Annotated in this window: 13 protein-coding genes; 9 read left to right on the forward strand and 4 right to left on the reverse strand. The window is 41.6% G+C overall.

Translation table 11 applies throughout. The features are described 5' to 3' along the window. The first annotated feature begins 168 nt into the window (after positions 1-168). From V7L01_RS12240 to V7L01_RS12255, 4 genes are all read left to right on the forward strand, one after another. Positions 169-1065, forward strand: coding sequence for an ABC transporter permease (locus V7L01_RS12240; protein WP_335035233.1), 897 nt, complete (start codon positions 169-171; stop codon positions 1063-1065). Positions 1066-1124: 59 nt separating this feature from the next. After that, positions 1125-1334, forward strand: coding sequence for a hypothetical protein (locus V7L01_RS12245; RefSeq protein WP_335035043.1), 210 nt, complete (start codon positions 1125-1127; stop codon positions 1332-1334). 205 nt (positions 1335-1539) lie between these two features. Then, positions 1540-2436, forward strand: a complete 897-nt coding sequence (locus V7L01_RS12250) for an ROK family protein (RefSeq protein WP_335035045.1) — start codon at positions 1540-1542, stop codon at positions 2434-2436. Between the two features lie 385 nt (positions 2437-2821). Beyond that, complete coding sequence (locus V7L01_RS12255; protein ID WP_335035047.1) at positions 2822-4294, forward strand: sugar ABC transporter substrate-binding protein; 1473 nt, start codon at positions 2822-2824, stop codon at positions 4292-4294. A gap of 191 nt (positions 4295-4485) precedes the next feature. Here V7L01_RS12255 and V7L01_RS12260 read toward each other — a convergent pair whose 3' ends face one another. After that, positions 4486-4908, reverse strand: a complete 423-nt coding sequence (locus V7L01_RS12260; RefSeq protein ID WP_335035049.1) for a hypothetical protein — start codon at positions 4906-4908, stop codon at positions 4486-4488. Positions 4909-5012: 104 nt separating this feature from the next. Then, positions 5013-6671: a CTP synthase gene (locus tag V7L01_RS12265; RefSeq protein ID WP_335035051.1), complete on the reverse strand. Its 1659-nt coding sequence runs from the start codon at positions 6669-6671 to the stop codon at positions 5013-5015. 86 nt (positions 6672-6757) lie between these two features. On the opposite strand from V7L01_RS12265, the gene V7L01_RS12270 reads away from it, so the two are divergent. Continuing rightward, a complete protein-coding gene (locus tag V7L01_RS12270; protein WP_335035052.1) occupies positions 6758-8512 on the forward strand; it encodes an N-acetylmuramoyl-L-alanine amidase in 1755 nt (584 codons plus the stop codon). A gap of 63 nt (positions 8513-8575) precedes the next feature. On the opposite strand, the gene V7L01_RS12275 is transcribed toward V7L01_RS12270, so the two are convergent. Beyond that, complete coding sequence (locus V7L01_RS12275) at positions 8576-11125, reverse strand: DEAD/DEAH box helicase family protein (protein WP_335035054.1); 2550 nt, start codon at positions 11123-11125, stop codon at positions 8576-8578. Between the two features lie 364 nt (positions 11126-11489). On the opposite strand from V7L01_RS12275, the gene V7L01_RS12280 reads away from it, so the two are divergent. Further along, a complete protein-coding gene (locus V7L01_RS12280) occupies positions 11490-11789 on the forward strand; it encodes a hypothetical protein (protein ID WP_335035056.1) in 300 nt (99 codons plus the stop codon). Between the two features lie 206 nt (positions 11790-11995). Beyond that, a complete protein-coding gene (locus V7L01_RS12285; RefSeq protein ID WP_335035058.1) occupies positions 11996-12373 on the forward strand; it encodes a hypothetical protein in 378 nt (125 codons plus the stop codon). 41 nt (positions 12374-12414) lie between these two features. Here V7L01_RS12285 and V7L01_RS12290 read toward each other — a convergent pair whose 3' ends face one another. Beyond that, a complete protein-coding gene (locus V7L01_RS12290; protein WP_335035235.1) occupies positions 12415-12924 on the reverse strand; it encodes a pentapeptide repeat-containing protein in 510 nt (169 codons plus the stop codon). A gap of 87 nt (positions 12925-13011) precedes the next feature. Between V7L01_RS12290 and V7L01_RS12295 the strand changes: the two genes are divergently transcribed. Beyond that, the gene (locus V7L01_RS12295) at positions 13012-13527 is read left to right on the forward strand and encodes a hypothetical protein (protein ID WP_335035060.1); all 516 of its coding nucleotides are present in this window, start codon (positions 13012-13014) and stop codon (positions 13525-13527) included. An 86-nt stretch (positions 13528-13613) separates the two neighbouring features. Continuing rightward, positions 13614-14138, forward strand: a complete 525-nt coding sequence (locus tag V7L01_RS12300; RefSeq protein WP_335035062.1) for a YraN family protein — start codon at positions 13614-13616, stop codon at positions 14136-14138. The last annotated feature ends 52 nt before the right edge of the window (positions 14139-14190 follow it).

A 14190-nucleotide genomic window follows, 5' to 3' on the forward strand; every position in this document is an offset into this window, starting at 1 on the left:
GATAAATTGGGGGATTTTGATTGCGATTAGGGATAATCTCACCTCTAGCTCAGTCTAGCTCTGTATCCACGGCGAAGCAGTCGGACTTTTATTCACGATGTTTACGCAATACCCTATCTGATATGTAAAATGGTCAGCGTATCAAGCTTTGCTCCAGGCGATCGCTTTATGGCCATTACAAAACGGCGGCTACCGGCATTTTTACAGTTTGGCGACGGTCTCAATCTTTCGCAAAAACTCATGCTCATTGGGTTAGCCATTACCCTATTTTTCATCTTCCTAGCATTCTTCTCTCCCGTATTCCAAGCTTGGGGATGGCTGCAAAACCCGAAGGAATTTCTCTCTAACCAACCTCAGAACCCACCATCAGCACAACATTGGTTTGGAACTAGTGGTCTGGGCTATGATGTATTCTCGCGGACTTTGTTCGGCGCTCAAGCTGCTTTGCAAGTGGTGATTTTGGCAACGGCGCTGAGTATGATTATCGGTGTGCCTTTGGGGATGCTCAGTGGTTATCTCGGCGGTAAATTAGATAAAGTCTTGCTGTTTATTATGGATAGCATCTACACTTTACCAGGGCTACTGCTGTCTGTGACGCTGGCGTTTGTGGTGGGGCGTGGGATATTAAATGCAGCGATCGCTATTAGCATTGCCTACATCCCCCAATATTACCGCGTTGTCCGTAACCACACGGTGAGCGTGAAAACTGAAGTGTTCATCGAAGCTGCTCAAGCAATGGGCGCTTCTACTTGGGTTGTACTTTCTCGATATCTATTCTTCAACGTAATTCAAAGCGTACCTGTCCTATTTACACTCAACGCCGCTGATGCGATTTTGGTGTTGGGCGGTTTGGGCTTTTTGGGGCTAGGACTTCCAGAAGAAGTGTCAGAATGGGGACATGATTTAAAACAGGCTTTACCAGAACTATCCATCGGGATTTGGTGGACTACGCTTTTCCCTGGTTTAGCAATGACATTTATGGTAGTAGGGTTATCACTACTTGGTGAAGGGTTAAATGAATTTGTCAATCCCCGATTACGGAGAGAAAATAGAATCCGAAAGTAGTCATTGGTCATTAGTTTTGGACAAAGGACTAATGACAAATAAATAATAGAGAGATTTGTATGAAAGATAATCTAACGTTAATTGCCGCTGCTACTGGCGGGTTTATCCTTTCCGTTGCCCTTGCTGGCATCTTAAGAGGCGCTCCAGTTACAGCTTGGCAGGAGCAATCGAGTTTCCGCACTACGACTTTTGCTAATTTACAGAAATCGGAGTTGAAAGCGGCGCATTTTCTGCCAAGGGAAGACGCTGCGCCAACAGATCGGGGATGAAAACGACTGGCACCCAATAAAACAGAAAATTTATCATTTTTTCGTGCCAAAATGCTAAAACACTAAGTACAGATTTGCCTGAAACTCTGGGGAATTGAGCTTTAAAATTGAAATGCTCCTGGAGACAGAAGTTTAGTCCGTGGCTATTTCTTGGCTACAATGCTTTTTAAGCCGAAAATTTGCTGCTTGGTGTGAGGATTTTAAAGTGGTGAGTTCTCAAGTAATTGGCATTGATGTGGGGGGAACAGCAATTAAGCTGGGGCGTTTTACACTTGATGGTACTTGTCTGCAATCTTTGATTGTGGCAGTTCCCCAACCGACAACACCAGAGGCTGTGCTGGCGGCGATCGTAGATGCGATCGCTCAAATCGATCCAGATAATCAAACTGTTGCTATTGGTGTTGGGACTCCTGGCCCATCTGATGCAAAGGGACGCATTGCCAAAATCGCCATTAACTTACCTGGATGGCGCGATGTGCCTTTAGCAGATTGGTTAGAAGCCAAAACTGACAAACCTACTGCGATCGCTAACGATGCTAACTGCGCTCTTTTGGGAGAAGCTTGGTTGGGAGCCGGTCGCCACTTTCAAAATCTGATTCTGCTAACTTTAGGAACCGGGGTTGGTGGCGCAATTATCCTAGATGGCAAACTATTTGTTGGACATCAAGGAGCCGCAGGAGAATTGGGTTTAATTTCATTCAACCCAGATGGCCCAATTTGTAATAGTGGCAATCAAGGCTCTTTGGAACAATATGCCTGTGTTAATGCAATTCGCCGCCGCACTCTCAAAGAACCCATCGAATTGGGTGTTCTTGCCCAACAAGGAGATCCCGCAGCATTGACTTTTTGGGAAGAATATGGTAAGAATCTGGGAATTGGTTTGACTAGTTTGATTTATGTACTAACACCGCAAGCGATCGTCATTGGTGGCGGTATAAGTGGCAGCTTTGAGTTTTTCTTACCAGCAGTGAAGGCAGAAATTGAGAAGCGAGTTCAGCCTTTATCACGAGCGGGTTTGCAAATATTGCCAGCGGAGTTAGGTAATTTTGCAGGGATAGTAGGTGCAGCAAAATTGGCATGGCAACGCTATTCAGGATTTTAGATTATAGTTCAAACAATCACAGCTAGAGACATCTGTCTTTACGAATTAGAAGAAAAATTTGGTTTAGAGGTTTTTGCAGACACCAACTTACTGTCTTCTCTTCTCTACAATAGGCTGCGCCAACGCTTAGAGCGAGTTTTCTCTGCAATACACTCTTGCGTTCAAGCGTCACCCAAAAGATAAGAGCTTCAGCCCTTACGATGAGACAATTTAATTAATTTTACATTGGGTAACATAGTTTAATTTATTTTTGCCTACTTACTTAGCAATTCTGACTGATGGTGAAAAGTGACTGAAAAGCAACTATATAAACATGAATAAACACTATCTGATGTCAGAAGAAGCGGTAAAGATATTTTACTGGCAAAAATCATAGAAAATGAGTATGTTATTCACAAACAAAGCCAGTCCAATGGCTAAAGCCTTTAAGAATCAGCAAAGAGTCAAGAAAATTTTTACCCTAGTACTAATAAGAGCTAGCCATCGCTACGTACTGGTGGCATTGATACTCAGCTTGATAATTCTTGCCTGCATTAACATTTTAAAATCTAACCAATCTTCAGTCACCGAGTCTCCTATTAACAGTAAAGTCCTGAAGATTTGGTCGGATAAAGGTTATACTCTGGAAGAGGATGAAGCCCTCCAGCAGCTTGTTAGCAACTGGGAACAAAAAAGCGGCAACAAAATTAAGCTTTCTTTCTATACTAACGATGAGTTGCCACAAAAGACTCAAAGGGCACTTCAGGCTGGTAATCCGCCCGATATCGTCATAAATAGTAGCGCTGAGAGGGAGCTGTATCCGCGTCTTGCTTGGGAAGGCAAACTGGCAGATGTCTCTGATGTAATTGAGCCAGTCAAAAGTCTTTATTCTGAAGGTATACTGGAAGCCGTTCGTTTATATAATAACGTCGATAAAAAGCGGGGCTATTATGCAGTCCCAATCGATCAATTAACGATTCATGTCTTCTACTGGCGAGACCTGCTAGAACAAGTAGGTCGAACTCAAAGCGATATCCCCAAAGAGTGGGATGCCTTTTGGGAGTTTTGGAAACAAGTGCAGGATGAACTGCGGGCACAGCAAAAACAGAATATTTACGGGTTAGGGTTTCCTTTCTCGATTGGATCTACAGATACCTATTACTTGTTTGAGCAGATTTTAGAGGCATACAATGTCCAAATTTTAGACTCCAAGGGTCAACTTTTACTCAACGATCCTAAGATGCGTCAAGGTATTGTTGAGAGTTTAGAGTGGTATGCAAAATTTTTCCAGCAGGGCTATGTACCACCAGACGCAGTGAACTGGTTAAATCCAGACAATAATCGCAGCTTGCTCAATCGTGGCGTGGTTATGACGCCTAACTCCTCGCTCTCGATTCCTGCTGCTGTCCGCCAAGATTCTGACACCTATCGTAATAAGCTTGGTATCCTAGAATTTCCGAACAAACCCAATGGTAAACCGATGCGCTACTTAGTCTCGGTTAATGAAATAGTTTTGTTTGCCGAGTCTAAAAACCAGAAGGTAGCCAAGGACTTTCTCGCGTATTTAATTAAACCAGAGATAATAGGAAACTATCTTAAAGCTACCGGAGGTCGGTATCTACCAGTAATAAAGCCTGTTTGGAAAGACCCCTTTTGGACAAATCCAGCAGATCCTCATCTTTCCACTGCAACTCAAACACTGACTAAAGGTCTAACTCGCCCATTTTATATTGTTCAAAACCCCGCTTACAGCCTAGTTTTAGAAGAGAATATTTGGGGTAAGGCCCTCAACCGAATAGTTGTCAATAGCATATCTCCAGAGGAAGCAGCAGACACGGCAATTGAGCGGATAAAACAAATTTTTGACGAATGGCAGTGAACTATATGCAATTTTAAAATCACTACCTTACTGCTAAAATTACAATTTTCTTTTTAGAGAACTCTACAAAAAAGATGATTCAATAGCTAGGCTAATTCAGCAAAAATTTCCAAAAACTATTTTTTAAGATTGGGAAAACAGTAAATCTATTTTTTAACTTTCCTGTGACCTTGTTCTGCTATGCAGTAATTTCAAGAAAAAGAATATCCTGTTGCTTTCTTAACGTATTTCAAAACTTTTTCATAAGATTCAGGATTACTCACAGGATTGATGATAATGGGGATAGTGCCATCTGGCAACCAAAAAGTTATCCTGCCGTTCGGTTCATGACAAAAAGAACTGATGTAGTTGAGATTAATTACATATTCATTTTTTTCGTAAAGAATTTTCACCCAGTGGGCACGATCTAATTCTAATCCTGTCACACATTCTAAATAATCGGCAATCTTTTGATAATCTTCCAAGTTACTTTGCGGGTTAATTACTATTGGAATGGCACTATCTGGTAACCAAAAAGTAACCCTGCCATTCAGTTCATAACAAAAAGCATGGACACTCTCAAAATTCACTACATATTCTTTCCTCTCGTAAAGGATTTTCACCCAGTACGTCACAACATCTCCTCAAGTCTGAAATTTACGAATGATGCACCCTGTATATCCAAATCTGCTGAAACCTTAAGTTAATGTTGCTGTGCGCCAATTCAAAATCTCAAAAATTAATTTTGAATTATGAATTGTTCTGACACCTCCAATGATGTTGGTTTACCAGTTGTCGAGAGAGAAAGAGCGATCGCTGCTTGAATAAACCCTTTGAATAAGGGATGAGGGGTACTGGGGCGCGATTGAAATTCTGGATGAAATTGACAAGCCAGGAAGAATGGGTGCTTGGGTAATTCCACAATTTCAACTAAGCGTCCATCGGGAGAAGTACCACTGATCGCATAACCAGACTTTAATAACAAATCGCGGTAAGCATTGTTGAACTCATATCGATGTCGATGTCTTTCATAAATTACATCTTCTTGATAAAGCTTGAAAGCCAAAGTATCAGGGAGAACACGACAAGGATATAGTCCCAAGCGCATTGTACCCCCTAAATCGACTACTTCCTGCTGTCCTGGCAATAAATTAATTACCGGATCGGATGTATGAGGGTCAAATTCGGCACTATTAGCGTCTGTTAATCCCCCTACGTGCCTAGCCCATTCAATCACAGAACATTGCATTCCCAGGCATAAACCCAAAAAGGGAATTTGGCGATCGCGGGCGTATTTAATGGCGGCAATTTTGCCATCCACCCCCCGAACCCCAAAACCTCCTGGCACAACTATGCCATCGACACCCTCAAGATAAGTTTCGGGCAGTTCAGTTTCCAAATCTTCTGAGTTCACCCAACGCAGGCGCAGTTTGCCATAAGTGGAAATTGCCGCATGGTTTAATGCTTCTACTACAGATAGATAAGCATCACTTAACTGCACATATTTACCGACAATGGCAATTTCTAGCTCGTGCTTGGGAGTATGTAACCGTTGTACCAAGGTTTGCCACTGCGTCAAATCTGGTTTGCGTTGTTCCATTTGCAGCAAGTTCAGCACTTGTTCTGCCATTCCTTCCCGTTCCAGATTCAGGGGTACTTCATAGATACTTTTGGCATCTTGAGAAGTGATGACGCATTCTTCGGGCACATCGCAAGATCCAGACAATTTCTGTTTTAATCCCTTGGGTAAGGGGCGATCGCTCCGACAAACTAAAATATCTGGTTGAATGCCAATGGATCTCAGTTCCTTAACTGAATGCTGTGTTGGCTTAGTTTTCATCTCACCCGCAGAGGCAATCCACGGTACCAGCGTTACGTGCATATACAGCACATTCTGCCGTCCCACCTCTTTGCGGAACTGGCGAATTGCTTCCAAAAACGGTAGTGATTCAATATCTCCCACCGTACCGCCGATTTCTGTAATTACTACAGATGGATTTGTACTTTTAGCAACTCGCAGAATCCGTTCTTTAATTTCATTGGTAATATGAGGAATGACTTGCACTGTGCCGCCATTGTAGTCTCCGCGTCGCTCTTTATTGATAACTGCTTGGTAAATCGAGCCAGTCGTTACACAATTCAAACGCGACATTGAGGTATCGGTAAAGCGTTCGTAATGCCCCAAGTCCAAATCTGTCTCCGCACCATCCTGGGTAACGAATACTTCCCCATGCTGAAAGGGACTCATTGTGCCAGGATCGATATTGATATAAGGGTCAAGTTTGAGAATCGACACGGAATATTCGCGCGACTTGAGCAAACGCCCTAGACTTGCTGCTACAATGCCCTTACCAATACTGGAAACTACGCCCCCAGTTACAAAAATAAACTTAGTCATACTAGTTTGAATTTCTAACAACTTCTAAAAATACATCCCGTCATTGTGCCACAGTTGTTGTGGTGTAATCTTCTGCGATCGAGCTTGTGAAAAATCTTTTAGGATTAGTAATATTAGGCTGTATTCTTACTTCCTCCGTAGCATTGGCAGAGCCATCTCTTATAGTCGTTTTTCCCAAAACAAGCTACCAGACGAGTTCCCAAAAAATCTTCTTTCTGGGGACTGCACCACCAGATGGTCAGGTTTTGATCAATAGTAAGCCAATTACCCGCAGCAAAGCTGGTCATTTTTCGCCTAGTTTCCCCTTGCAGTTGGGGGAAAATCTTTTTACTGTGCGTCACGACAATCAAGAACTCCAGATTAAAGTGACAAGGCTTCCCACCGATCCTGAGCTACCACAGGGGTTAGCCTTTGCTAAAGATTCCCTGGTTCCCGCAGTTGACATTGCCAGACTACCGGGAGAGCTAATTTGTTTTAGTGCGATCGCACCCCCTAACGCTAGCGTATCTGTCAAGTTGGCTAATCAAACTATTGCCCTTCCACTCCAACCTCAACAGGCACAACTACCAAGTAATTTGGCAGCTCTGACAGGGCAAAATCAGCCTTATGCCCAGTCTAGCGTAGGCAATTATAAAGGTTGCACCACACTGACAACAGCCGCCGATCTGGGACAACCTCAGTTTCAACTGACGCTCAATGGCAAGACGATAACTCAACCAGGGGCTGGTAAAATTCAAATCCTTTCAAGAGCAGAGTTGCCAGTTTCTGAGGTTACAGTAGAGTCAGGCGTGGCTCGCACTGGCCCAAGCACCGATTATTCTCGACTTACACCACTGCCCAAAGGCACACGCGCAACAGTAACAGGTAGGGAAGGTGAATGGTTGCGTCTAGACTATGGCGCTTGGATTAATAGTAAAGAAACCCGCATTCTCCCTGGTGCAATTCCGCCACAGACAATAATTCGCAGTGTCGGATACCGTCAACTCCCTGGTGCTACAGAGATAATTTTCCCCTTACAAGTCCCCGTACCTGTGAGCGTGCAACAAAGTGAGGGTGCTTTCGCTCTCACTCTCTACAATACCACTGCCCAAACGGACATTATTCGCCTGGATGATGACCCCCTAATTTCTCGCCTAGATTGGCAACAAGAGGCTCCAGAACAAGTAAAATACACCTTTAACCTCAAAAAAGCTCAACAGTGGGGATATAAGCTGAGATACGACGGTACAACCCTGGTTTTGGCTTTGCGTCATCCGCCTAAGATCGGGAACACAAGACGCAAGCCTTTAGCTAATCTCAAGATTGTACTAGATCCTGGGCATGGAGGTAAAGAAACTGGTGCCAGTGGCCCAACTGGATATTTAGAAAAAGATGTGAATTTGGTGGTATCCAAGTTGCTGCGGGATGAGTTGGTGAAGCGAGGAGCAACGGTAGTGATGACGCGGGAGGACGATCGCGAACTTTCTCTAGTAGAACGTCAGGCAATTATCAGTCAAGAAGAACCTGCGATCGCTATTTCCATACACCACAACTCCTTACCCGATGATGGCGATGCCGAAAAAACCAAAGGATTCGCCGCTTTTTGGTATCAACCCCAAGCCCATAACCTGGCAATGTATTTACAAAAGTATGTAGTCAAAAAAATTGGCAAACCTTCATACGGTGTGTTTTGGGATAACCTGGCGCTGACACGTCCAACTGCTGCACCATCAGTGTTGCTGGAATTGGGTTTTATGAGCAATCCCGATGAATTTGAGCAGATAGTTAACCCAGAGGAACAGAAAAAAACGGCAAATGCGATCGCTCAGGGAATTACTGAGTGGTTTAGGAGCGTGAGATAAATTTGGAGGTACAACTAGTTCCTCATTGTATTTGGTGGAGTGCGATCGCTCCTTTCGCTACATTTATTTCTTTGTAGTAACTTCAATGTTGTAAGCCTGACGACCAAGCTTATCTTGAACATATTTGAGAAGTTCCACTTTATGTTTAAGTAACCATTTACAATTATTGCCTGGGTGTAAATATATACTGTAGCCGCGAGTGGATCTGTCCCATTCTATTTTGTCAACTGCTTTGCAATGGTAAAATAAATTAATTACTCTTGTTAGAGTCCTCACAGAATATTGACTTTCTGTTCTAAATGATAAATCCAGTTTTTTGGCAATACTCAATTTTGTTGTCTTGCACTGAAAATCAATTTCATTCCTGCCTTTACATCTATTGCAAATAACACACAGAGTTTGTGAGTTTTTTATAGATGTTTCTCCACCCATAGAAAACGGTTTAATATGGTCGATTTGTAATTTACCTTCTGCCTTGACTCCACAACATAGGCAAGCATAACCGTCTCGCTCTTTTACTTGTTCTTTTTCTTCTTCCGTGAGTTCCCTCGGTGGTTGAGGTGTACGCTTAGATGTAGATGTAGGTGCTTTACTACCATCTCCATCAGTCATTATTTTATTGATAACCAACTGAAGGGCTGTTAGAAGACGATTTGGTGTTTTATAGAAAGTTTCCCACAACATTCCAGCTTTTGAAAACTCTTGCTTGACATAGTTGTTTAGTTCTGGATTTGAAAAATTAATTAGCTCATGAGCAATTTTATCTAAGTCATAGATTTCTCTTTCTTCAAAGGAATGATACGGGGGTTTAGAATGTAGATCATCTTGAGCGATGTGACGAACGATCTTAATTAAATCTGAATTAAGTCTTCTGCCAATGTCATCAGTTTCATCGTCAAAATAGTTATCTATCCATTCTTCAACTTGAGGCTGCATCCATTTATCATCAAGATACTCTTTAGACCATTCATCTAGTAGCTTTGGGTCAGTAATAGAGCTAATAAAAGCCTCAAACTTGGATTGTGTATGTTCATAGACCATGACAAATTCGGTAAATGGCTCCATTGAGTCATTGTCATTATCAGAGTTAGCATATACAATTTCAGTTTTATACCATCCAATAGGAAATATTTTCTTGTATTCTATTGGATGAACTTCATTATTCACAATTGACTTCGATAATTCTTCGATTAGACGAATTGATATATATTCAAGTGGATAATATTCTCCTTTATCAGGCTTTTCATCATCAAGTTTAGTATCGCCATCTTCTGGGTTAACCCAATCAATTAAACGTTTCCAGTCATCGAAGAATAAAATAACATTTGCCTCACTGCTGCTCCCTCCTGCTTTTTTCCCACGTAAAGCTCTACCAATCATTTGAGTCATTAGAATTGAGCTTGTTGTTTGGCGAGTAATAAATACAGTTTTAACATTGGGAACATCAACCCCTTCTGTTAACATTCTTACATTGATTAAAACATCAAGTTTATCACTTTTGAAATCATCTAAAATTCTTTTATTGTCATCTTCTTTACGTTTATTTCTTGCATCTGCCGAATCTGGATCAGCATCTATACGCGAATAAATTGCATCTGCTTTAATGCCTTCATCAACAAGTTTATTCTTTATATATTCACATTGAAACCAACGGTCAGCAAAGATAATAGTTTTACCATAAGTATCTTTTTTAGATACATAACTATTTACTATGAAATTGTTTCTATGTTTATCTTTTGCAAGAATTTCGATAATTGATTCAGGAAGGTCTTTATGTTGTTTAACTAATCGGTCATATAATCTATCATCAACTTCCATCTCCGTGCCAGTTGACACTTGAATGTAATTAGGTCTAGCTAAAATACCTTGTGCTATTAAAGTTTCTTTATCAGCTTGATAAATAACTCCATTATCTTCATTTTGAAATATTTTCCGTAGCCAACCTCTTTTAGACTTATCTGTATAAGTTGGTGTAGCTGTTAAACCAAGTATATTTGAATTGGGTACTAGCTCTCGAAGTCCTTTTTCACCAATCAATAAATTTCTGCAACCATAAGCCGGTGAATGGTGAGCTTCATCAACTATTACAAAAAGTCCTGTTTCTTTAGAATCCTCAATAAATTTTCTAAAAGCTGTCTTAGCTTTATTACCCAAACCGTCTAGAGCATCAGGGTGTAAATTACTGATAGCTGTTTGTATTGTCATAATGACAATATCATCGGTTATTTTGATAGATGATGCGTTGGCATGAGAAGGATTGCTGGAAACGCGCCTAATATTCAATGTTTTTTTAGAATGTGAAATATCTCTGGCATTTTCACAAAAAGTAGAGAATGCTTGATCCAGTAGATAAAACGAAGGAGCTAACCAAAGTATTTTAATATTTTTAGGGATTACATGGTCACACGACCACTTAACATCTGTAAATGTTTTGCCCGCACCTGTTGGAAGTACTAATAGTCCACTCCTCGGTTCTTTACTGTCAAGCTTAAATGTACTACTGAGTTTTTTAAACGCCTCGACTTGATGCTGAAAGGGAGGCTTCGGGCAAAAGTGAGTATCTTTTTTTCTCAGTTGCTCAAGATTGAACGATTCATACTCTTTATACTCCATAAATATTCTCTTTTTTTGGAATGCAAGTTTTTGTGGATGAATACAATTTGTATTTCAAACTTATAATTCCCACAATTTTGTGTAAGGTGTCACTGTGCGGAATTGGGAAAATTGTACATTAAGAAATTTAATAAACCTCGACCGCGCAAGAAGGGTGCTGTGCTAGAGAATGGCGCTCAAAACCATTGATATAGCTTGTCTATGCTAAATAAAGTAAGAAATTTTGTGCGGTAGTTTCTTACTTTAGAGTTTTTCAAAGCATTTTTTTCCTCTGCTGCTTTGAGGCGATCGCTCTCCTAACTCCTACAAAACCAAGCATTGCTCTCTAACCTCTGTATCTTCTGCTCTACAATGAAGTGAAGAATTGAGCAGCTGTAAACAAGGGATTTATTTATGTCCCACTCTACGCTCAATAGCTAAGGTCGCCCGACGTGGAAAAGAACTCTATCAAAAAAGTATCCGTGCCAAAGTTGAGACACAAGAGAACATTGGCAAAATTATCTCGATTAATGTTGAAACAGGAGATTACGAAATCGGTGATGATTTAGTCGAAACGAGTCTTCGATTACGATCCAAGCAAACCGATGCAGCACTTTGGGGAGAAAGAATTGGTTTTGATGCCGTGTATGCAGTTGATGGTACATTGCTCAGGACGGCACAGTGATACACGGGACTGTAGTTGGACTTCAGGCAAGAATGAGCCTGATTATTCTTTCAAGAGAACCTTCAGGTGTAGAAATAGCTTTTTGTTCTGCTTGCTCGGTCTAACTAGTACAATACCGTGCAATTTTTTATTTTCAGTACTTTTACCCTGCTAGAACCGATTTGATTGCGGATAAAAATATATGAAATCTTATATTTTTAAAGCGTATGTGTTTTAAGATAGGCGGGATGGTGGGAGCGATCGCTATTTTATTGAGCAGTGGCAGTGTATTCGCCCAAGATGCAGAAAGATATATTACTGTAGGGCATGATAAATTGGGAAACAGTGTAGCTTTGGATACGGAAACCATTAAGGGCACAACATACAAGCTTTATGGGATGTATGGAGATGGCATCTTCGAGACTACCTTCAATGCATCGTGCACAGAATCGCGGCTTTTTCGCAATCGCATTGCCATTTACGGGCCAGAAGGACAGCTACTTGAAGAGGATGAAGAGAAAGGAGAAATCCCTTTTGTAGCAAGTTCTTCACCAGGCAAAGGAATGAAAATTGTTTGTCAAAAGATTGGTGCCCGTGGTTGGTAGGCGTTCATTAAGAAGGCAGGAGGCCTCCTGCCTTCTACTTATTAAGGACAAAACAACGTGTCACGCGTATCTCGTCCTGTAATGGGATTAGTTCCTTTGGCAAGCTTGCACAATTTTTTTTGCTCATCGGAACGCAGCAGGGTATCAGTAAAATCTGCCCCATCAATGATTGCAGCATCAAATCTGGCGTTAGCGGCAAAAGCACCCTCCAAGAGTGCATTTGTCAAATTTGCTCTAACTAAACGAGCTGAGTCTAAAGTGGCATTTCTCAAGTCAGCTCCCTCCAAATTCACAGATTCCAAATTTGCTGCAAAGAAACTGACACCCTGCAAATTAGCGTGGCTGAAGTTGCTCTGGCGAAGATTAGCTTTGGTAAAGCTGGAATCTGTTAAATCACGCCCTGAGAAATCAGCTTCGACCAAAATTTCTTTATTATATTCAAGTGCCAAAGCTGTTGGAGCAAAACCCACGGTTGCGGTGATACCAACTATTCCCCACAGCAATAAGCTGAGTATGGTTGCCCAAATTCGGGCGCTTAACTTAGAATTCATACGATTTTTAGCCAATGGCGAACCCTCCTCTATCTGATTATCCTTGAGTCGGAGATGTTAGCGCAAAAATCCTTTAAAAATATTTTTATGAATACTAATTCAAATTCATACGATGATTTGAACATTGCCTTCGCACGACTTCAGGCTATTCAGTGGGATACGCTGGGAATGGGGGAGAAAGACGAAAGACTTACAGAACTGATGTTAGAATTTCTGTCGCGGGTCAGACAATGGGTAAAGTTTTTGCACAGCGAACAGAAGGATATTTTTCAAAATCTTGCTCTCCAGATTCGCCCTGACATTGAACTCCCGTCTCCCCTAATGCAATGGCTGGAAGAGTTATACAACAGCGACCGGATACCAACTAGGCGTGGTAGTGTCCATGTTGTGCAAGGGGTATGTAATTATTTATTTTGGTGTCGTCTACGGGAATTTGGTGCAGTTCCGGCGAATGGTCTTCCTGATCCTTATGAGCCTTTCATCAACTTTCTGGAATGCGGTGGTGGCATATATGTCGAACATGGCCAAATTATGGATATTTACCCCAATTATGTTTACTTCAATTTGACTGTTGGGAATGCTACGCCAGCCAGTGAAGAATAAGCACATCATGGGAGGATGATTTCGGGTAACTGCTAGAAACTATTATTTTCCTGTTGAATTAAATAACCGATAATACTAAAGTTTATATGCATTATCAAGATATTGGTGAATTAGGAGAAGACCTAGTAGCCCAATGGTTGCAAGCTACTGGTTGGATAATTCTCCATCGTCGCTTTACTAGCCGCTGGGGAGAAATCGATATCATCGCCCAACATGGTGGAGAATCTGGGGAAGCAAAGGAGCAGGGGAAGAATTTCTCACTGGCTCAAGGCCCCACCGCTAACAGCACTCAGCATTCATTACTAGCATTTGTGGAAGTCAAAACCCGCAGTTCAGGCAGCTGGGATGCAGGGGGAAGAAGCGCAATTACCCCACAAAAACAAGCAAAAATCTGGCGGACGGCTGGAATATTCTTAGCTCAGTGCCCTGAGAAGGCAGATTATTCTTGTCGATTTGATGTTGCTATTGTCTACTGTCAAAGGATATCAAAAATTATCACTGGGGTTACAGCAACCCAGGAAGCTCTAGCTACTTCATCAGCCGCCGGACACAAATTTAAGCTGCAAGAATATATTCCCGCAGCTTTCGACTCTTACATTGATAATGGTTAATCGGTAATAGATAAAATATCTTGATTACCAATAACCAATAATTTTGTAGTGG

The sequence above is a fragment of the Nostoc sp. genome (assembly GCF_036917095.1).
GTDB lineage: Bacteria > Cyanobacteriota > Cyanobacteriia > Cyanobacteriales > Nostocaceae > Nostoc.